13 protein-coding genes are annotated in these 19,054 nt (G+C 59.9%); all 13 read right to left on the bottom strand.

Annotated features, from left to right (window positions below):
- Positions 1-3: 3 nt before the first annotated feature.
- Positions 4-1,167, bottom strand: coding sequence for a UDP-4-amino-4,6-dideoxy-N-acetyl-beta-L-altrosamine transaminase (gene pseC / locus ACMXYH_RS24230; protein WP_415765189.1), 1,164 nt, complete (start codon positions 1,165-1,167; stop codon positions 4-6).
- Entirely contained in the window at positions 1,164-2,165 is a 1,002-nt protein-coding gene (gene pseB, locus ACMXYH_RS24235) for a UDP-N-acetylglucosamine 4,6-dehydratase (inverting) (RefSeq protein WP_415765190.1), read from the bottom strand. Before pseB ends, pseC begins: the two co-directional genes overlap by 4 nt.
- Positions 2,166-2,195: 30 nt before the next feature.
- Positions 2,196-5,129 (bottom strand): glycosyltransferase family 2 protein, encoded by a 2,934-nt coding sequence (locus ACMXYH_RS24240; protein WP_415765191.1) that lies wholly within the window; start codon positions 5,127-5,129, stop codon positions 2,196-2,198.
- 54 nt (positions 5,130-5,183) lie between these two features.
- The gene (locus ACMXYH_RS24245; protein WP_415765192.1) at positions 5,184-5,912 is read right to left on the bottom strand and encodes a cephalosporin hydroxylase family protein; all 729 of its coding nucleotides are present in this window, start codon (positions 5,910-5,912) and stop codon (positions 5,184-5,186) included.
- 30 nt (positions 5,913-5,942) lie between these two features.
- On the bottom strand, positions 5,943-6,608 hold the full coding sequence (locus ACMXYH_RS24250) for an acetyltransferase (RefSeq protein WP_415765193.1): 666 nt from the start codon (positions 6,606-6,608) through the stop codon (positions 5,943-5,945).
- Positions 6,605-7,726, bottom strand: coding sequence for a DegT/DnrJ/EryC1/StrS family aminotransferase (locus ACMXYH_RS24255; RefSeq protein ID WP_415765194.1), 1,122 nt, complete (start codon positions 7,724-7,726; stop codon positions 6,605-6,607). The genes ACMXYH_RS24250 and ACMXYH_RS24255 overlap by 4 nt, the downstream gene beginning before the upstream one ends.
- The gene (locus ACMXYH_RS24260; RefSeq protein WP_415765195.1) at positions 7,723-8,949 is read right to left on the bottom strand and encodes a methyltransferase domain-containing protein; all 1,227 of its coding nucleotides are present in this window, start codon (positions 8,947-8,949) and stop codon (positions 7,723-7,725) included. Before ACMXYH_RS24260 ends, ACMXYH_RS24255 begins: the two co-directional genes overlap by 4 nt.
- Positions 8,946-9,506 (bottom strand): dTDP-4-dehydrorhamnose 3,5-epimerase family protein, encoded by a 561-nt coding sequence (locus ACMXYH_RS24265; RefSeq protein ID WP_415765196.1) that lies wholly within the window; start codon positions 9,504-9,506, stop codon positions 8,946-8,948. The genes ACMXYH_RS24260 and ACMXYH_RS24265 overlap by 4 nt, the downstream gene beginning before the upstream one ends.
- Complete coding sequence (gene rfbG, locus ACMXYH_RS24270; protein ID WP_415765197.1) at positions 9,503-10,585, bottom strand: CDP-glucose 4,6-dehydratase; 1,083 nt, start codon at positions 10,583-10,585, stop codon at positions 9,503-9,505. The genes ACMXYH_RS24265 and rfbG overlap by 4 nt, the downstream gene beginning before the upstream one ends.
- Complete coding sequence (rfbF, locus tag ACMXYH_RS24275; protein WP_415765198.1) at positions 10,567-11,340, bottom strand: glucose-1-phosphate cytidylyltransferase; 774 nt, start codon at positions 11,338-11,340, stop codon at positions 10,567-10,569. The genes rfbG and rfbF overlap by 19 nt, the downstream gene beginning before the upstream one ends.
- A gap of 324 nt (positions 11,341-11,664) precedes the next feature.
- The gene (locus ACMXYH_RS24280; protein ID WP_415765199.1) at positions 11,665-15,243 is read right to left on the bottom strand and encodes a glycosyltransferase; all 3,579 of its coding nucleotides are present in this window, start codon (positions 15,241-15,243) and stop codon (positions 11,665-11,667) included.
- 124 nt (positions 15,244-15,367) lie between these two features.
- Positions 15,368-16,957, bottom strand: coding sequence for a flagellar hook-associated protein 3 (locus ACMXYH_RS24285; RefSeq protein WP_415765200.1), 1,590 nt, complete (start codon positions 16,955-16,957; stop codon positions 15,368-15,370).
- 13 nt (positions 16,958-16,970) lie between these two features.
- Positions 16,971-19,037, bottom strand: a complete 2,067-nt coding sequence (flgK, locus tag ACMXYH_RS24290; protein WP_415765201.1) for a flagellar hook-associated protein FlgK — start codon at positions 19,035-19,037, stop codon at positions 16,971-16,973.
- Between the last annotated feature and the right edge of the window lie 17 nt (positions 19,038-19,054).

A 19,054-nucleotide genomic window follows, 5' to 3' on the forward strand; every position in this document is an offset into this window, starting at 1 on the left:
TCACTACTCCTCAAGAACCAACCGACGCAGTTGCTCGACTACGAAGTCCTGTTGTTCATCGCTCAGCAGAGGGAACAGCGGCAGGCTGATGGCTTCGGCGTAATAACGCTCGGCCTGCGGAAAGTCTCCCTCGGCAAACCCCAGATCACGATAGTACGGCTGCAAATGCAGCGGAATATAGTGCAGGTTCACCCCGATCCCGGCGGCCCGCAACCCTTCGAACACCTGCCGATGGCTGAGGCTGATCCGATCAGGTTGCAACCGCACCACGTACAGATGCCACGCCGACTCGGCATCAGGTTGCGCGCTGGGCAAGGTCAGCGGCAGGTATGCCAACAATCGGTCATAACGCGCCGCCAGCTCACGACGACGCTCGATGAAGCCGTCGAGCTTATTCAGCTGTGACAGACCGAGGGCCGCTTGCAGATCGGTGATCCGGTAATTGAAGCCCAATTCCACTTGCTGGTAGTACCAGGGACCGTGACTGGATTCGGTCATCTGCTGGGGATCGCGGGTCATGCCGTGGCTGCGCAGACGTCGCAGGCGCTCGGCCAATTCCGGGCGATTGGTCAGGACCATGCCGCCCTCGGCACTGGTGATGATCTTCACCGGGTGAAAACTGAACACCGTCATCGCCGCAAATTCGCCGCAGCCCACCGGACGCCCGGCATAGGACGCACCGACCGCGTGGGATGCATCCTCGATCACCGTGAAGCCATAACGTTCAGCCAATTCGGCGATCATGCGCATGTCGCAGCTTTGACCGGAAAACGCCACGGCCACCAGAACCTTCGGCAGCGTGCCGTCGCGCTCGGCAGCTTCGAGCTTCGCCGCCAGGGTGTAGGCGTCGAGGTTCCAGGTCAGCGGATCGATATCCACGAAGTCGACGTCAGCGCCGCAGTAACGGCCGCAGTTGGCCGAGGCCAGAAAAGTGTTCGGCGTCGTCCACAAGCGATCACCCGGACCGAGCCCTGCCGCCAGGCAGGCAATGTGCAGCGCCGCCGTGGCATTGCATACCGCCACCGCGAAATCGGCCTGACAACGCTCGGCCATGGCCTGTTCGAAGCGTTCAATGGTCGGCCCTTGTGTCAGCCAGTCGGACTGCAACACGGCGACCACCGCATCGATGTCCGCCTGATCGAGACTTTGCCGACCGTAGGGAATCATGCCGACAGCTCCGCGTGCAGATCTGCGATCTGGCCTACCGACAGGAAGTGCGGATTGGTGTCGGAGCGGTACTCGAAATCCTCGCTCACAGGCTTGCCCTGCTCACCCAGTTTGTCGACGGCAAAATCCACGTCGACGCTGGTGAAGCGGATCGACGGTTGAATCGTGTAGTGATCATCGAACTCCAGGGTCATGCGCGCGTCGTCCAGCGGGACCATCAGCTCATGCAATTTTTCCCCCGGACGAATGCCGACGTTCTTGTGCGGCAAATGTTCAGCCATCCCCAACGCCAGATCGACGATGCGGATCGACGGGATCTTCGGCACGAACACTTCACCGCCGTGCATGCGGGCAAAGCTGTCGAGCACAAACTGCACGCCGTGATCGAGGGTGATCCAGAAGCGTGTCATGCGCTCATCGGTGATCGGTAACTCTGCCGCGCCCTCGGCAATCAGCTTGCTGAAAAACGGCACCACCGACCCCCGCGAGCCGGCCACGTTACCGTAGCGGACCACTGAAAAACGTGTGTTCTGATCCCCGGCAATGTTGTTCGCGGCGACGAACAATTTGTCCGACAGTAGCTTGGTCGCGCCGTACAGGTTGATCGGGCTGGCAGCCTTGTCGGTGGACAGCGCGACGACCTTTTTCACGCCGTTATCGATGGCCGCGGCAATGATGTTTTCCGCACCGTTGACGTTGGTGCGAATGCATTCAGTGGGGTTGTATTCCGCCGCCGGCACTTGCTTCAGCGCCGCGGCATGCACCACGTAATCGATACCGCGCATGGCCTGACGCAAACGGTCAGCGTCGCGCACATCACCGAGGAAATAACGCATGCACGGCGCGTTGAACGTCTGCTGCATCTCGTACTGTTTGAGCTCATCGCGGGAGAACACCACCACACGCTTGGGCTGATATTGCTCCAGCAACCGGCGGATGAAATTGCGCCCGAACGAGCCGGTGCCGCCAGAGATGAAAATTGATTTACCGTTGAACATGCCTTGAGTCCTTGTACCTGTCAGTCAGGCTTATGCGAGCAACTGCGCCCAGTTCACCGGGGCGGGTTCACCCAGGGCAAAGCCCTTGCCGGTCAAGGCCAGATTGTTGTTGTAAGCCTCGTCGTGCGCAAAGCGCGCCTGCCACTTGTCGCGCAAGGCTGCCAGTGCCTGAGGTTCGTTCGGCAAAACGCCCGGATGGGCAATCTGAACCTGCGGCGTCCACACCGTGAGCAAACCGGCATCGGCAACTTTCAGGCAGAGATCGACATCGGCGTACACCTCATCGAAATGCTCACGATCCAGTCCGCCGAGGGCAACGAAAACCTCCTTGCGAATCATCAGGCACGCACCGGAGACGGCCGAGTAATTCTGTTCGACGAGCAGTCGGCGCATGTAGCCCGGCGCCTCCTTTTTCTCGCCGATGAAGGGCGAAGCGATCTCGCCGTTGAGCCCCAGAATCAGGCCGGCACCGGTGACACTGCCTTCGCGGTCCAGCAGTTTGGCGCCGACCACCCCGACTTCGGGACGCTGGGCCTGATTGAGTAACGCCTCGATCCAGTTCGCGTTGACCACTTCGGCGTCCGCCGCCAGCAGCACCAGGTATTCACCCTGCGCCTGCTCGGCGGCCAGGTTGATCAGGGCCGACGTGCTCAGGCGTTGCGTTGTCTTGACCAGACGAATCCGGCCTGCGCCGTTTTTCTCCAGGCTGTCGAGCCAGGCGAGCAGCTCGGTGGACTGGCTGTGGTTATCGGCAATGACGATTTCATTATGTTGATAGCGTGTGCGCTGCAAAACGCTGACCAGGCAGCGCTGCAAGTGCTCGAGGTTGTCCTGGCTATGGATGATGATCGACACCTTCGGGCGACCGGCATGACGGTAGTCGATACGGTAACCACCCGACACTTCGGTGCTGACCTGGGCCTGATAACCGCGCGTCGCCATATGACGAACCAACGTCTGACGCTCGTGGTCATTGCCTGCCAGCTCGGGTGCGGCGGTGATCAGCAACGGCTCGGCCAAATGGGCAAGACCGGCCAGGCCACCGGTTTCGATCAAGCGCAGCAGTAGGTCGAACTCGAGTGCCGAGGTGAGTTCGCGGGCAAAACCGCCGACCTCCACCAGCGCTTCGCGGCGGATCAACCAGTGCCGCGCGACAAGTGCCGGCAGGCTCTGCAACAGGTCGAGGTTGAAGGCTGGCCGGAACACATCGACCAGCGTGCCATTGGCCTGGCGATGAATTTCGTCCATCGCCACCGCACGGCAACCCTCGGCGTTCTGCAACTCGAGACTGGCACGCAAGAAACCGGCAGCGGTGAACTCGTCGCCCGCCTCGGCCAGCAGCAACCAGTCCGACGTCGACTGGCGAGCGATCTGGTTCAGCTTGTCGACGTAATTGGCCGCCGTAACCTTGACGAAATGCAGCGTGTTTTGTGCCGTGGTGACCGCCGGCAAGTCGCCCGTGGTGAAGACCACCACTTTGAACGCCCGGAACGCACTCTCCATGAGGCTATCCAGAGTGACCTGGAGTTTGTCCATGTTTGCGTCCAGATCGAGCAGCAGAATACCGAACTGAGGCCCCCCTTCGTTGGCCGCCAGGTGCTGGTTGATTTTCCTCACCACGGTGTCGTTCGGCTGCCGGGCTTGCAGCCAGTTGCGCAGACGTCCCGATGGCATCGTGTCGAGTAACTGGCGACTGTCGAAGATCGGCACGCTGTCCAGACGCTGAACCCAGTCGGTCAGCACCTGGGCATCAGCGGGCTCATCCATCTGCTGGAGCTGCTGCGCAAGCTTTTGCAGCACCCGACGGTTGAAGGCCCCCAGCCGAACGGCTTCAAGCAGACGGTTCTGGATCGTCGCCGAACTGTCATTGGAGTAGGTGCGCTGCAAGGCCTCTTGCTTGAGCAATGCGCCTTCCATTTCTTCGAGTTGCAAGCGCCCGGCCGGCATCGCATGCAGCAAAAATTCGCACTGCGTGAGTTGTTCGAAGAAAGCGCTGTTGTAGAACGGCATTTCGACGTATTGCTCAGCGCCAAAGACCCGCTTCGGCCCCACCGTCGGATCTGTCCAGTAGGACTCGAAAATCGGCTCTATGGTCAACCCGTTACGGGTTGTCAGGCTCTCGGCCAGGGTGGCAAAGCTTTGCAGGGCAACCTCAGCGGTCTGCTTTTCGTCCAGACCGCTGATGCCAGTCGGTAGCGACGCCAGAAACCCGGCAAAGCGCTCGCGGTCGGCGACAGAGCGGGCGTCCTTGAAGCTCAAGGTCGTCATGATTTCGGTGTTGTGATCCGAGCGACCGTAGTTGACCTCTCGCACAACGTACGGCGTCGGGAGAATCCGCGCCTTGGCCCGTGCCAGCATGTAGTAGGCATGACCGATTTCCTGCCATTGGAAGATCGTGCCTTCAGGCATCGCTTCATACCAGTCACGCAGCAGCGAGGTGCGGTGGACCGCGTAGAACGGCGGAATGTACTGACTCATGAAATCCAGGACACGATCCTGACCGCGCTCGGCGTTGTAGTCCTCGTGTACTTTCTTGTCACGACGGTAGTACTGCACATAGTTGGAGTGGGTCAGGTACATCAGGCAATAGCCATGGCACAGACCGTAGTCGGGGTTGGCTTCAAGGAAGCTCACCGACTCGGTGAGGGCACCGTGCAACAGAAAATCATCGTCGGAGGCGAAGACCATGTATGGCGTGGTGACCTGCTCCACGCCGTACGCCAGTTTGGCCTGGATTCCCCAGTAGCCAAATTGCGGCAAGTGCCGATAGTCGATGGTGTCCGCAACCGTAGCCGCGCCTTCCAGCGCGATGGCCGATGAATCGAGGACCAGGATCTTGCAAGGCAGCGTGCTGTAGAACTGCAATGCCCGGCGCAAGAACGCCGGACGATTGTGCGTAATCAGCACCAGAGTGAACAGCTCACTCAGGGACGACGTGTTTTCTGAACCGTAAATGCCTTGCATAACCTTCCCCACCACTGACTGATTGCCTGATGAAAACTCGAATGAAGTTGCCGCTTAGCGCACTCGGCGCAGGTAGCCATCTGGCGCGACAGTGATCAGCAGCTTGCTGTGAATTGCCTGGTCGATCTCGAAATCACGGTTCTCTTCCAGGTAGGCCCAGACCGCGGTTTTCGGGTTGTCACCCTTGCCCCACGGACGGTCCGGAAACGCATCTTCCGGCATGTCTTCGACCACGGTGTCCATGACCACGCAATAGCTGCCCACCGAGACCATCGGTGCATACAGGCGCAGCTCTTCGAGCACGTGTTCGTGGGTGTGATTGGAGTCGAGTACCACCAGCACTTTCTTGCCCTGGATGCGCTCGCGCACCTGGTCGACAATGGCAGTATCGATGCTCGAACCCTGAATCATCCGGATGCGTTTGCTCATCGGGTGAGCTTCGATCGCTTCGCGGTTGTGCTGGCGGATATCGATGTCGACACCCAGCACTTCGCCATGGCCCATCAGTTCCAGGATCGAGGCGTAAAACACCAACGACCCGCCGTGGGCGATGCCGGTTTCAACGATCACGTCCGGACGCAGGTTCCAGATGATTTCCTGCATGGCGACCATGTCCTGCGGGAACTGAATGATCGGCCGCCCCATCCAGCTGAAGTTGTAAGTGTACTTGTGCCGGGCCGTTGTGCCGACCCAGTCCAGCGACTCGGCTTGCAACGCCTTGTCCTTTTTCAGGCCTTCGATGTTGTCTTTTACTTCTTCGCGAAACTGCTCATGGGGATTCATTGCAACGCTCCAAAAAAATAGGGAAACGGGTTACTTGAAAACCCTACCGTCGGGGTAAGGCACCACGTTGGTCTTGATAATCCTGGCGGGATTGCCCGCCACGACTGAATAATCCGGGACATCTTTGGTGACGACGGCGCCGGCGCCGATGGTCACCCAGCGACCGATGCGCAACCGCGGAAGAATGGTGGCGTTGGTGCCGACAAATGTTCCGTCGCCGATCTCCACGCAACCGGCGATGCACACGCCGGGCGCCATGAACACCGAGTGGCCGATCTGGCCTTCATGCCCCACCACACTGCCGGCGCTGATGCTCGTGTTGTCGCCCAGCGTCACTTCGGCCTGCATGAGTACGCCTTCCTGCAGATAACTGCCCTGCCCCATGCGAATCATGGTCAGGTCAATGCCGGGGTGGACGAACTGGCCCAGCGTGGCACCGGCCTCGACCAATTGGCGGGTGGTCTCGTAGCGCAGTCGAGTGCTGCCGGTGATCAGGTTGACGAAACGTGCGTCCGGCCCTTTGAGTTCACTGACCAGCGCCGAACCGCCAATGACCGGCACACCAAAAAACGGTGTGCCGTGTTTGTTCGGGTCATTGTCCAGAAACGCGAACTGGACGTTCGGTGTGCTGCGTTTCACCGCGTGCAGCATGCGCACCGCTTCCGGGTTGGCCGCGCCCAGCAAGTACATCTTCATAGCGATTGCCTTTGGGCGAGCAAGCCGCGCACAACATCCACCACCCGAGCCTGATCGGCGTCGGTCATGTCGTGATAGCTCGGCAGGTTGAACGCACGCTCCGGCAAGGCAAATGAAACCGGTGTGTCGACCACGTGCTCGCTGAACATGGGCAACGACGACAGTGGCCAGAAGAACACACGGGCGTCGATATCGGCGGCCTGGAAGGCGGCGATCATTTCGTCGCGATGAATCCTGGTCTCGGCATCGAACACCACGGTCGGCATCCAGTAACCGTTACGGGCGTGTGCAGGTTCGGGGTTCAGTGAAACACCCGGCAGCGAGGCCAGCGCACGGGCGTAGTTGGCAAAAATCGTCCGCTTGCGTTCGATCAGCTCCTCGATTCGCTCGACCTGGGCGCAGCCGACGGCAGCCTGTAAGTTGCTCATCTTGTATTTGAAGCCAATGAACTCCGGCCAGAATTGTTTGGTGCTGCCCGCGACACGACCATGGTTGGACAAGGTCAGGACACGCTCGTACAAGGCTTTATCCGACGTGACGAAAATGCCGCCTTCGCCGGTGGTCATGGTTTTGGTGCCATGGAATGAAAACGCACCGAACGCCCCCATCGAACCGGCAGCCTTGCCGCGCCACTGCGAACCGATGGCTTCGGCAGCGTCTTCGATGACCGCAATACCGTGTTCGCGACCAATCGCCAACAATGCATCCATGTCACACAGGTTGCCGTAAAGGTGAACCGCGAGAATGGCTTTGGTCTTCGGGGTAATTGCACGCCTGACGAGTTGCGGATCCAGGCACCAGCTATCTGGCAGAACATCGACAAACACCGGCGTAGCGCCCAGATACGTGATCGGTGCCGCCGAAGCGATCCAGTTGGTGTTGGCCAGGATCACTTCATCACCCGCGCCGATGCCCAGCGCCGCCATGCCCATGTGCAGCGCGCCGGTGCAGCTTGAAGTCGCGATGGCGTAGGTCGCACCAAGGTGCTCGGCAAACCCGTGCTCGAAACGCGTCAGGTATTCGTAGCAACGCGCGCCCCAACCATTCTGCACGGCATCCAGGGCATACCGGGCTTCCAGTTCGCCGACACTCGGTTTGGTGTAGTGAATTCTGCTCATTGAATGCTCAACTCCGGAACGGCAACAACAAACTGTGCGCCCCACTCTTTGACCGAGGCGAATTGCTGGGTGATTTCCGTCAACAGGTTCCATGGCAGAACCAGGATGTAGTCGGGTTGTTCGAGGGCAATACGCTCGGGTGAAACCACCGGAATCCGGCTACCAGGCAAAAATTTGCCCTGTTTATGCGGATTGGCGTCGGCGACCCAGGCCAACAGATCAGGCTTGACCCCGGCGTAGTTGAGCAACGTGTTGCCCTTGGCGGCGGCGCCGTAACCGACCACTCGTTTGCCATCGGCTTTCGCCTGCAACAGAAAGCGCAGCAATTGGTGCTTGATGCCCTCGGCGGCTGGCGCAAGGGTCGCGTAGTACTCGGGGGTTTTCACGCCGGCGACGATTTCGGCCTGCAATTGAAGCGCAACCGCGGGCTGCACTTCGCGACGAAGCCCGTCAGCACGCTGCACGAATACCCGCAACGAACCGCCATGGGTCGACAGCTGACTGACGTCGAACACTTCCAGACCGCTACGTTCGCACAATGCATGCACGGCGGTCAGGGACAGGTAGGAATAGTGCTCGTGATACAGCGTGTCGAACTGTTGCCCGGCCATCAGCGTCAGCAGTTGCGGAAACTCGAACGTCGCCACGCCAGTCGGCTTGAGCAAGGTCGCAAAGCCGCCGAGGAAATCATTGATGTCCGGCACGTGGGCCAACACGTTGTTGGCAGCCATCAGGTCCGCAGACCAGCCTTCGCCGATCAATTGCGCAGCGGTGTGACGTCCGAAGAACAACTCGCGGATTTCCAGGCCCTTTTCGCGCGCCGCTTGCGCGGTGCTGCGGGTCGGTTCAACGCCAAGGCAAGGGATGCCGCGACCGGCGACGTACTGCAACAGGTAACCGTCGTTGGCAGCGATTTCCACCACACGGCTGTCGGCGGTCAGGCCGAAGCGCTCGACCATCTCGGCAACGTAGCGATCGGCATGCACCAGCCAGGTGCTGGAAAACGAACTGAAATAAGCATACTCAGCGTCGAACAGGCTGTCGGCACTGGTGTAATCCTCGGTTTGCACCAACCAGCACTGCTGACACACCGCAACCTTCAGTGGCACCCATTGTTCGGCCTGTTCCAGCTGATCGGCACGTACGTAGGCGTTCGACGGCGGCGACGTGCCGAGGTCGATCAGCGGCAAGGCCAAAGGAGTACCGCAACCACGACAGTTCATAGACGCACTCCAGCGAAGCGTTCATCGAGCAAGGGATGGCTGGCGTCCCTGGCTGACAGATTATTGACAGGCAACGGCCAGGCAATCGCCAGCCGTGGATCGTTCACCGACAAACCGCCTTCGTGCTCCGGCGCATAGTCGGCGCTGTGCAGATAAAGCAATTCGGCGTCGTCGGTCAGGGTCTGGAAGCCGTGGGCAAATCCGGCAGGAATGAGCAGGCTGCGACCGTCGCCGGCGCGCAGGTGTTCGGCGTGCCAGTGCAGGAACGTTGCGGAGTCGGGCCGCAAGTCCACCGCCACATCCCAGACTTCACCGCGCAGGCAGGTGATCAGCTTGGCTTCCGGTGCGTTGGCACTCTGGTAATGCAAGCCACGCACACTCCCGCGTGCGCGGGTGCAGGAATGGTTGATCTGGCGAATGGAAAACGCTTGGCCGAAGGCACTCAGGCTGCCCTCGCAGAACAACCGGGCGAAGTGCCCGCGATCGTCTTCGAAGCGTTTGTGCTGCACGCTGAAAAGTCCGGCCAGCGGCAATGACTTCAACAGAAACTCGCTCACAGCGCGCCTCGGTACAGGTTCAACTGGCCCAGCGTGATAGTGCGCATGTCATCGCCGTTTTGCCACGCCAGGTGCCAATCGAGGGTCTGGGTCAGGCATTGCTGCAACGACCAGCGCGGTTGCCAGCCCAACAGTTGACGGGCGCGGCTGCTGTCCAGGCGCAACAAGCCTGCTTCGTGCAAATCACTCGGTTCGATGCGCAATCCGCGCGCTTGTGGCCAGCGGTTGGCGAGCAGTTCGACGACTTCGCCGACGCTGCACATGTCCGCTTCGCTCGGGCCGAAGTTCCAGGCGCCAGCAAACTCGGGACCTTTTTCATAGAGGCCGGCGGCCAGTTGCAAGTAACCCGCCAGTGGTTCCAGCGCGTGCTGCCAGGGGCGCACGGCTTGCGGGTAGCGCAGGGTCACGGGCTCGTTTGCGGACCAAGCCTTGAGTACGTCGGGAATCAACCGTTCCGGCGCGAAGTCGCCACCACCCAATACGTTGCCGGCCCGGGCTGTGGCCAGGGCCAAACCGTGCTCGGCATACTTTTCGGCCGGGAAGAACGAAGCGGCGTAAGACTGCGCCAGCAACTCGCAGCAGGCCTTGCTGCTGCTGTAAGGATCGTGTCCGCCGAGGGCTTCGTCTTCGCGGTACGGCCACAGCCATTCTTTGTTCGCGTAAACCTTGTCGGTGGTCACCAGCACGCACGCACGCACGCCGCCGACCTGACGGATCGCTTCGAGCAGATTGAGGGTACCCATGACGTTGCTGGAGTACGTCCCCAGCGGGTCTCGATAACCTTCGCGTACCAAGGGCTGAGCCGCCAGGTGCAGGACGATTTCTGGTTGGGTATCGGCGATCAGTTCCAGCAGGGCGCCCAAGTCACGCAGGTCGCCGCGCTGATCATTTATGCCTTCGGCCACCTTTGCCAGGCCGAACAGATTCGGCTCGGTGGATGGATCAAGCGAAAACCCGCTGACCTTCGCGCCCAGACTTTGCAGCCACAACGTCAGCCAACTGCCTTTGAAACCGGTATGACCGGTCAACAAAACTCGCTTGCCGCGCCAAAATTCCGGGCTCAGTCCCATTGCTTCCATGGGGCCTCCCCTGTCTGCCACAACGCCTCGAGATGGTTTTTGTCGCGCAGAGTATCCATCGGCTGCCAGAAGCCATCGTGCTGGAAGGCCATCAACTCACCCCGCTCGGCAAGGACGTCGAGAGGGCCTGACTCCCACGAGGTTTCATCGCCATTAATCAGTGACAGAACCTTGGGTGACAAAACAAAGAAGCCTCCGTTGATCCAGCCACCATCACCGCGCGGTTTTTCAGTGAACCCCAACACCCGATCGCCCTCACGATCCAGCGCACCGTAGCGGCCGGGTGGCTGCACCGCCGTGACCGTGGCCTGCTTGCCATGAGTCAGGTGAAAATCCACCAGAGCGCCGATGTTCAAATCGGACACCCCGTCGCCGTAGGTGAAGCAGAACGCTTCTTCGTTTTCCAGATAGCGGCTGGCGCGACGCAAACGGCCACCGGTCATGGTTTCCTCACCAGTATCGATGAGCGTGACGCGCCACGGCTCGCTGTAGTTCTGGTGGACGTCCATGCGGTTGTTGCACATGTCGAAGGTGACGTCAGAGGTGTGCAGGAAGTAGTTGGCGAAGAAGTCCTTGATTGCATAGCCCTTGTAACCCAGGCAAATCACGAAGTCATGAATCCCGTGAGCGGAGTACTGCTTCATGATGTGCCAGAGAATTGGCTTGCCGCCGATTTCAATCATCGGCTTGGGTTTGAGGTGCGACTCCTCACTGATGCGCGTGCCCAGGCCGCCCGCCAAAATAACTGCCTTCATCGTCTCCCCTCTTGTTCGTCACAGGGCTCAGCCAAGCTGTATCAAGCTTTTGCAGGCCTTCTGGATAAAACCTTCAATGCCGCTCAGGGCGCTTCTGGATTCACCGGAAGTGCTCGTTTTATGGCGATATCGGGGGGACTTGCAGGAAACGCGCCAGCTCTTTCAGTACGGTGGGCGAGCGCTGAGACGAAAGAACCAGGTATTGAAGGCCTGATGTTGTTCACCTGGCTGGCGGTTCGAGGTTGGGGTACATATCCGTTTCTGCGGCCACAACCGAAAAAACGGATACGCCCCCAATCACAAAATACAGGTCATATCCCTGGATCAGCCCGGCAACCAAGCCTCAGCCCAATAATTCAGGTTATTACCCCGCAGCATATAGTCGCGCAGCACTTCCTCGCGCAGCGCGTCACCCATGCGGTAACTCGCGTCCGGGTCAGCCAGGTGCATACGGATTGCCTCAAGCCATTCTTCGGTACTGTTGCTCACCACCTTGGTACACGGCAAGTAACCGCGATAGGCCTCGGTGTCGGTGCAGATCACCGGGTAACCGCATGCGCCATATTCCAACAGGCGCAAGTTGCTCTTGCAGTCGTTGAAGATGTGAAACTCCAACGGCGCCAAAGCCAGATCAAGGTTCAGGCTCGCCAGTTTGGCGGGGTAAGCCTGCAGGCCAACGGCGGGATGGAATTCATGTACGAAAGGCTTGAGTGCCGGTGGGCACATACCGAAGAACACCCATTCCACTTCATCCGCCAGCAGGCGAACGATATCGGCAATGATCGCCAGATCCCCATCATGACTGGTCCCCCCACCCCAACCTACTCTCGGCTTGCGTGACGTACGTCGCTGGCTGCTCAGACCGGTCCACAGATGCGGAGCGAGCATGTTCGGCACCACGCGAATATCGTCATGCATGCCGTTGAGAGCATCGGCCAGCGGCTGGGTCGACACCACCACCCGGTCACACAGCCCTATTGCACGCCGCACGATTTGCTCAACGCCAACGATGGCCTTGCGCACGTGAGCGTTTTTCTTCGGAACGTCGATGACATAGTCATCGAGCTCAAAGATCCGGAACGCCCGGGAGCTGTTTTTGACCCGCTCCACTTCATTCACCGCGCCCTCACTGTAGCGCCCTTGCAGAATGATGACGTCGGGCGACTGGCGTTCCAGCTCAATGTCCGAAGGCGTATGGAACGAAAGATTACCGAGCACTTGCCCCGCAGCCTCCAGCTCGAGAAATGGCTGGGTGACACGGTAATGCCCTACTGCGGTCTCGTTGATCGGGATCGCCAGAACCCGTGGCAGCATGTGACGGGCGAACGGATTCCAATCGTTCTTGAAACCAGGTTCAAGACTGAAATTATTGGTGTTGAGGCTCAGGTTGACGTTGTACGCCGGATCTCTGGCGATGATCGGCAGCCAGCGCTGATAAAACAGCTTGTGCTCAGCCACCAGCGTTGACACCACCGGCCCGCTCTCCGTCTCGGCAGCCACGTGGACCGATTCGGCATACGGCGTCCAGACCACCAGATACCCCTTCTGCCTGACACGTAGACAGAAGTCAGGGCCGCCGAGCCTTTGGGAAAAAGCCTGCTCGTCAAACCCCTGAAGCTCATCGAACACCTGCTTGCGGACCAGCAGGCACTCGGTGCTCACAGCGCTCAAATTCTGCACCGCCTGCTGGCGCTGCATATACCCCGAGGCAGTCATCACTTCCCCGCGCCAAGGCACGCCGACAGGGCCGCGCACCCCCAGCACCAAGGCCGAACCTTCAATACGCCCCTGAGGGCTGACCATTCGACCACCAACGATGCCCACTTCCGGACGCAAGCCGTGATTCAGCAGTTCGCCAAGCCAGTCGCGGTTGACGATCAGGCTGTCAGGGCTGAGCAACAGCACATACTCGCCACGAACCTGAGTAACAGCGAAGTTCTGCGCCGCGGCCGGGTTATCAGCGTAATCACAGTGCAGCACGCGCAGTTTTTCGCCGCCCATTTGCGACATGGCGGCCAGCCAGTCCTGCGCCTCGGGCGAGGTGCTTGCGTTGTCCACGATCAACAATTCGTAGTGAGCATACGCCGTGTGCTCCAGCACACTTTCGATGCAGCGCTGAAGCGGGCCGAGCCGGTCACGCATCACCACAACAATGGACACCAGCGGCTGAACGCCATGGTGGTAGTCAATTCGATTGATCAGCGGCACGCTGCCTTCGCGGACCTCGTGTGCAGCGCCGATGCGATCAAGGTGCGCAGTCAGCACGCGAGCGTTTTGTTCGATAACCTGCGGCAGAGCGAGCCATTGCGACAGGCCGAACGAGGACTCGACCAGCACTTGGGCGACATGCTCCACGACATGCGCGCCGTGGTTTTCGACGAGGCGCCAGACCAGGTCATGAGGACTGAGCTCGGTGAATTCCGGGTTGAACCCACCGGCGGCCACAAAGCGCTGGCGCTGAATGGCCAGTGTCCACCCGATATAGGGATAACTGCGCAACAGGTCCAGATTGAAATCGGACTTGAAGATCGGCTCGACCGACACGTCGTTGCGCAAGCCGCCTTCATCGCTGTAGATACACAGCGCGTCGGCACTCTCGACCATCCGCTCGGCCAAAAGCAGCAAGGCCAGTTCATTCAGGCGATCACCGGCCCGCAGAAGATAGAACCAGTCTGCACTGTCCGTCTGCATCAGCAGGCCATTGAGTTGCTCAAATCCGTCGCCTTGCAAGGTCACACGAATCACGTTGCCAGCGAGGGCGCTGGCACGATTCTCACCGGAGAGCACCAACACCGTTTCGGCGGCATAAACCTGCCGATCGATGCTGTCCAGGGTGACGCCGAGTGCCGCTTCATCCGCGTCGGCATCAATCACCACCAGCACAATTCGCGGCTGCCATGCCCACGACGCAAGGCGCGTGGGCAACAGGCGCTGCTGGGCCGGATTCAGGGTGCGACAGGCCAGCCATTGCTGGTACACATCAGCGAAGCTGTCACAGTTTTCACCCACCCGCGAACGTATCAAGGTCGCGGAAAAGCCCAGAGAACGACTCAGCGCCATTTCCTCCCAGTCATACGGTTCACCGAGGGCGGCGCTGGCCAGATCGATGTAGCGAACATGCCCCGGCGCTGGCGCCGGTTCGCCACTGCGCACCGCCAGCATTTGGGTCAGCCAACCGAGCTCGACCGCCACGGCCTGTTGGACCTCCAATTGATTGCTCATGCGCGCCGGGTGCAAGCGTTCGAAGCTGAGCACCTGTCCCATGACCGCCAGATTGCCACGACGCAACAGGCAGACAAACAAGGCGAAATCGAGACGGGCGACAAACCCTTCGCCGACCTGGGTCAATGCGGGCAGATACTCCAGCACCTGATGAGTACGCATCAGCGCGCCACTCAAATTGCTGAGGAAGTTCATGGCCGTGCTTTCCAGCACATCCAGCAAGTCTTCACCCTTGAACAGCGTATCTCCCGAGGCAAAGCTGGAGTTCTCCAGACGCTCGGGAAGCAGAAGGTAATCGCCGTCGCAATACTGACGCTGAGCAATCACCAGATTCACGTCGTCATGGTCAATGAAACCCTGCACCTGACGGGCAATGCTCTCAGGCAGCAACTGATCGTCATCACAGAGAAGCTTGAGGTACTCCCCGGTTGCCTGCTCGGCGCAGGCCATCAGATTCCCCTTGAACCCCAGGCGTTGTTCATTGCGCACATAACGCAATGTCACGGTTTGCGGCACCGTGCAGGCCTGGACCAGCTCATGGATTTCGTCGCTGTCGCTGTCGTCACACACGATCACTTCAAGCGACGCATAGGTCTGATTCAGAGCGCTTTGCAGCGCTGCCTGAAAGTACAGCGGGTTGTAGGCGGGAATGGCGATGCTGACAAGAGGAGTTGGTTTCACGACAGGGGAACTCGCGAGCGGCGGGCGCTCACTCTGGAACGAGTGGAGCAGCCCTGAACCGCTGAAAAAAGACGGTTTGCACTCGGTGCCTTAACCTTCGCGCCAACAGCGCGAAGGCCTCGACTCAGACTTTGTTGAACAGCCCCAACTGAGCGATTTTGCTGAATGCCAGTTGCGAGGCCTGCAGCATGGTTTGCTGCAAGGTCAGGCGGGTCATCACCGTGGCCGGGTCCGAATCACGGATCGCCCCCTGGGTCTGCGTGTTGGCCAGCGTCAGGCTCTGGTTGATATCAGTCTGAGTCGTCAGCGACGCACCGCGACCACCCACGGAACTGATGCCGGAGGTCAACTGGTCAATGCCGCTGGCCAGGTTGCCGATGCCCGAACCAATGGCTGCGTTGATTTTTTGAATGGCCAGCGGATCGTTGTTGGTCGGCGTCGACAGCGCGGTTTTCAGCTGGTTGACGGTGTCCAGAACGTTCTGCGTCTGGTGAGTATTGACCGTGACAGAGAACTGGTCACCGGCAAGCATCGACGGCGCCGGCACGCCGCTCAGCGTGAAGGCGACACCCGATGCGGTGGCGACGTTGCCCGCCAGAACGCCGCTGGAAACCGGCTTGCTGTTCGCGGTCAGAGGCGCGGCGTACAAGTCGAAAGCCGTGGGACTGGTGAACTTGAGAATCGCCCCGCCTTCCGGAAAGCTGGCGTGGTAGGCGGCACTGTTGGTGATGCTCGTATTGGTGACTACTTCGGTAGACGGGTTGCCTGGACTGCGCGACGCGTTGAAGCTGTCCGGCTTGGCCGCCAGGGTGAAACTGTAGGCGTTGCCGAACACGGTCGCCGGAACGTCGCCAGGCTGCATGTTGATGTTCAACTTCAGATCAACGCCACGGAAACTGATCGTCTGGGTAGCCGCACCGCCGGTAGAGCTGAACACGCCGTTCCCGCTGACTTCGGACGTGACGTCGGTACCCGACGAGTCTCTGATTTCCAGCTGTGTGGGGCTGAGGAAATTCACGGTGTAAGGCTCGCCACTGCGGAATTTGGCGTTGTAGGTCACGTCGGAACCTACCTGACCATTGGAAAGCACCACGCGACCGCCATCGACCAGCGCCGAGGGCGAAGTCATTGTGGTCTGCGTGCGACTGGTGTTGATGGCTTGCTGGAACACAGCCCAACCGGTGCTGTTGGTGGCCATCGACTGGGTATCGCCAATCGGCAGGTCCAGCGTGACCTGATCACCGTTATAGCTGTAGGTGCCGTCGGTATTGCGCGAGAACGGAACGGTATCGCCCTTGGAACCGGCGAAAATGTATTTGCCGTTTTCGTCCTTGGTGTTCATCAGGCTCAACAGCTGCTCTTCGATCTGGCTGAGCTCCGAAGCATTGGCCTGACGGTCGGAATCGGTATAACCGGCGTTGCCGGCACCCAGGGCCAGTTCCTTGGCACGTTGCAGCACGTTGCCGATGCTGGTCATGACCGCTTCAGTCTGGCCAAGCGTGGCTTTGATCGTTGTCATGTTGTTCGAGAACTGATCAAGCATCGAAGCCTGCTGCCCCAACTGCAGCAAGCGCGAAGCGCCAACCGGATCATCAGCAGCAGTGTTCACGCGAACCAGGCTGCTGGCCTCTTCGCTGCTCTTGACCACATTCGCGAAGTTCTTCTGATAGTTCGCAGCCGAGGACTCGTAAAACTGGGCGGTAGAAATGCGCATGGGCTACGACTCCTTAAATACTGTTGATCAGTGTGCTGAAGATTTCCTGCGCAGCCTTGATGATCTGCGAAGAGGCGGTGTAGTACTGCTGATACTTGACCAGGTTGCCGGTTTCCTCATCGAGGTCGACACCCGAAAGCGAGTCGCGCGCACCTTTGGCGTTCGCCAGGATGGCTGAGGTCGCGGCGCTGTCGAGCTTGCCCTGGGCGGCCTTGGAGCCAACGCCTTCGACCAGTTTGCCGTAGGCGTCGTTCAGGGAAATACCTTTGCTGGCGGAGCCGGTATCCACGGTCTGCGCGGTCTGCAAGCCGGCCAGTGTGGTGCCGTTACGGTTGTCCAGGCTGCCCGGCTGACTGAGCGAGACGTTAATTGCTGCGCCGTTGCTCGGGGCACCGGCGAAGGTCATGCTGAAGGTCGCGGTGTACTGAGTGGCAGGCGCAGGCGGGATTGGCGCGCCCGTGGCATCCTTGAGCGGAATGCTCAGGTTCAGGGTGTTGCTCTCACCTGGCTTGATGGTGCCGCTGCTGATCAATCCGCCCTTGGCATCCAGGAACTGGTAGATCTGGCTGGTGCCGTCGGCGGACACCGCACCAAATACAACCTTGGTCGGCGTGGAGTTTTTCAGGCCGTTCTGCATCGCGGTGGTGGTCGCCGCGTCGTAGATATCGAACTTAGTGGTCAGGGTCGGTTGACCGCTGGCCGGGATCGTCAGGGTGCCGCTGCCACTGCCGCTCGCTGCAATTGCCGCACCCAACGGTGCCGCGATGGCCAGACGTTTGGAGTCGGTCATCTCGGTCTTGATGTTGGCGGCCGCGTTACGGGTCGGGGTGATCTTGAAGGTATCGCCTGCAGCCGCGGTGCCACCGGTTAGCTTCAAGGAAAAACCGTCGATCACCGGCGCAGGTGTGGTCGCCGTGTTGAAGCTGCCCATAGACGTATTGTCTGGCAGGCGCTGCACGGTGTAGTCGGTGGCGCTGGTGAACGTCACCTTGTAATCGTTGATGGTCAGCTTGCCGGTGTCTTCAATGCTGACATCGAAGTTGCCCGAGCCCACGCTGTTATTGCCGGAGGCGATGCTGCGCTGAGCCATCTGCGCGGCACTGTTGATGCTGTTGAACAAGTTCGAACCGAAGTCACCGTTCTTGTCGATGCCCTGGGCCTGAATACTGTTCATCTGATCGGCGACGACCAGCGCCACACGGCCCAGTTCATTCATGGCCGGGTCGAGCACAGTGCTGCGATAGCGCAGCAAACCGCCGATTTCGCCACCGGTCATGATCGACGTGATATCGATGGTGCTCGAACCACGATTGAGTTGCAGCGCCAAGCGGTTCGGGTCGTCTTTGCCCGGCACAACTTCGAGTTTGTTGACGGTGTTGCCCATGACCAACGGCTGGCCGCTGCCCAAGTAAATATCGACGTTGCCTTCGCGTTCGACGATCTGCGCGCCGGTAAAGGTCGAGAGCTGGCGTACGGTCTCGTTACGGGCGTCGAGCAGCTCGTTCGGCATGCCGCCGGAGCTGGAAATCTCGGTAATCTTCTGGTTCAACTGCGCCACGGTGGCGGCCAGTTTGTTGACCTGATCGGCCATGTTCGTCAGGTTGCCATTGATGTTCGCGTTCTGCGCGTTCAACTGGCTGGACACCGAATTGAAACGATTGCTCAAGGCCTGGGCATCGCTGAGCAGCAACTGGCGTGAAGCGTCGTCACCCGGTTTGGCGTTGACGTTCTGCACCGAGGCGAAGAACTTGGTCAGTGCGCCGTTCAGGCCGGTGCCGCTGTCCGACAGCAGTTTGTCCAGCGGCGTGACCTGGCCCAGGTACGCGGCCGAATCACTGTTGAGCGAGGTGGTGGTCTGCAGTTGGGCATCAAGGTAGCTGTTGTACACCCGACGAACATCGGCCAGGGTCGTGCCGGTACCGATGTAGACATTGCCGAACTGCTGCGAGGCTTTGGTGCCCTGCACGGTCTGCTGACGCGAGTAACCCGCGGTGTCGACGTTGGCGATGTTGTTACCCGTCGTCATCAACGACGATTGGCTGGCTGACAGCCCCGACATCCCGATGTTGAGCAAACTCATGGTTCAGACCTTATAGC

This window comes from Pseudomonas frigoris, assembly GCF_047758635.1.
Lineage (GTDB): Bacteria > Pseudomonadota > Gammaproteobacteria > Pseudomonadales > Pseudomonadaceae > Aquipseudomonas > Aquipseudomonas frigoris.

What these genes read in the sequence shown, in the direction of transcription:
- ACMXYH_RS24255 (WP_415765194.1), bottom strand. Translation starts at nt 7,726, where the DNA reads ATGAGCAGAATTCACTACACCAAACCGAGTGTCGGCGAACTGGAAGCC.
- pseB (WP_415765190.1), bottom strand. Translation starts at nt 2,165, where the DNA reads ATGTTCAACGGTAAATCAATTTTCATCTCTGGCGGCACCGGCTCGTTC.
- rfbG (WP_415765197.1), bottom strand. Translation starts at nt 10,585, where the DNA reads ATGGAAGCAATGGGACTGAGCCCGGAATTTTGGCGCGGCAAGCGAGTT.
- ACMXYH_RS24240 (WP_415765191.1), bottom strand. Translation starts at nt 5,129, where the DNA reads ATGCAAGGCATTTACGGTTCAGAAAACACGTCGTCCCTGAGTGAGCTG.
- rfbF (WP_415765198.1), bottom strand. Translation starts at nt 11,340, where the DNA reads ATGAAGGCAGTTATTTTGGCGGGCGGCCTGGGCACGCGCATCAGTGAG.
- ACMXYH_RS24260 (WP_415765195.1), bottom strand. Translation starts at nt 8,949, where the DNA reads ATGAACTGTCGTGGTTGCGGTACTCCTTTGGCCTTGCCGCTGATCGAC.
- ACMXYH_RS24285 (WP_415765200.1), bottom strand. Translation starts at nt 16,957, where the DNA reads ATGCGCATTTCTACCGCCCAGTTTTACGAGTCCTCGGCTGCGAACTAT.
- ACMXYH_RS24245 (WP_415765192.1), bottom strand. Translation starts at nt 5,912, where the DNA reads ATGAATCCCCATGAGCAGTTTCGCGAAGAAGTAAAAGACAACATCGAA.
- flgK (WP_415765201.1), bottom strand. Translation starts at nt 19,037, where the DNA reads ATGAGTTTGCTCAACATCGGGATGTCGGGGCTGTCAGCCAGCCAATCG.
- pseC (WP_415765189.1), bottom strand. Translation starts at nt 1,167, where the DNA reads ATGATTCCCTACGGTCGGCAAAGTCTCGATCAGGCGGACATCGATGCG.
- ACMXYH_RS24250 (WP_415765193.1), bottom strand. Translation starts at nt 6,608, where the DNA reads ATGAAGATGTACTTGCTGGGCGCGGCCAACCCGGAAGCGGTGCGCATG.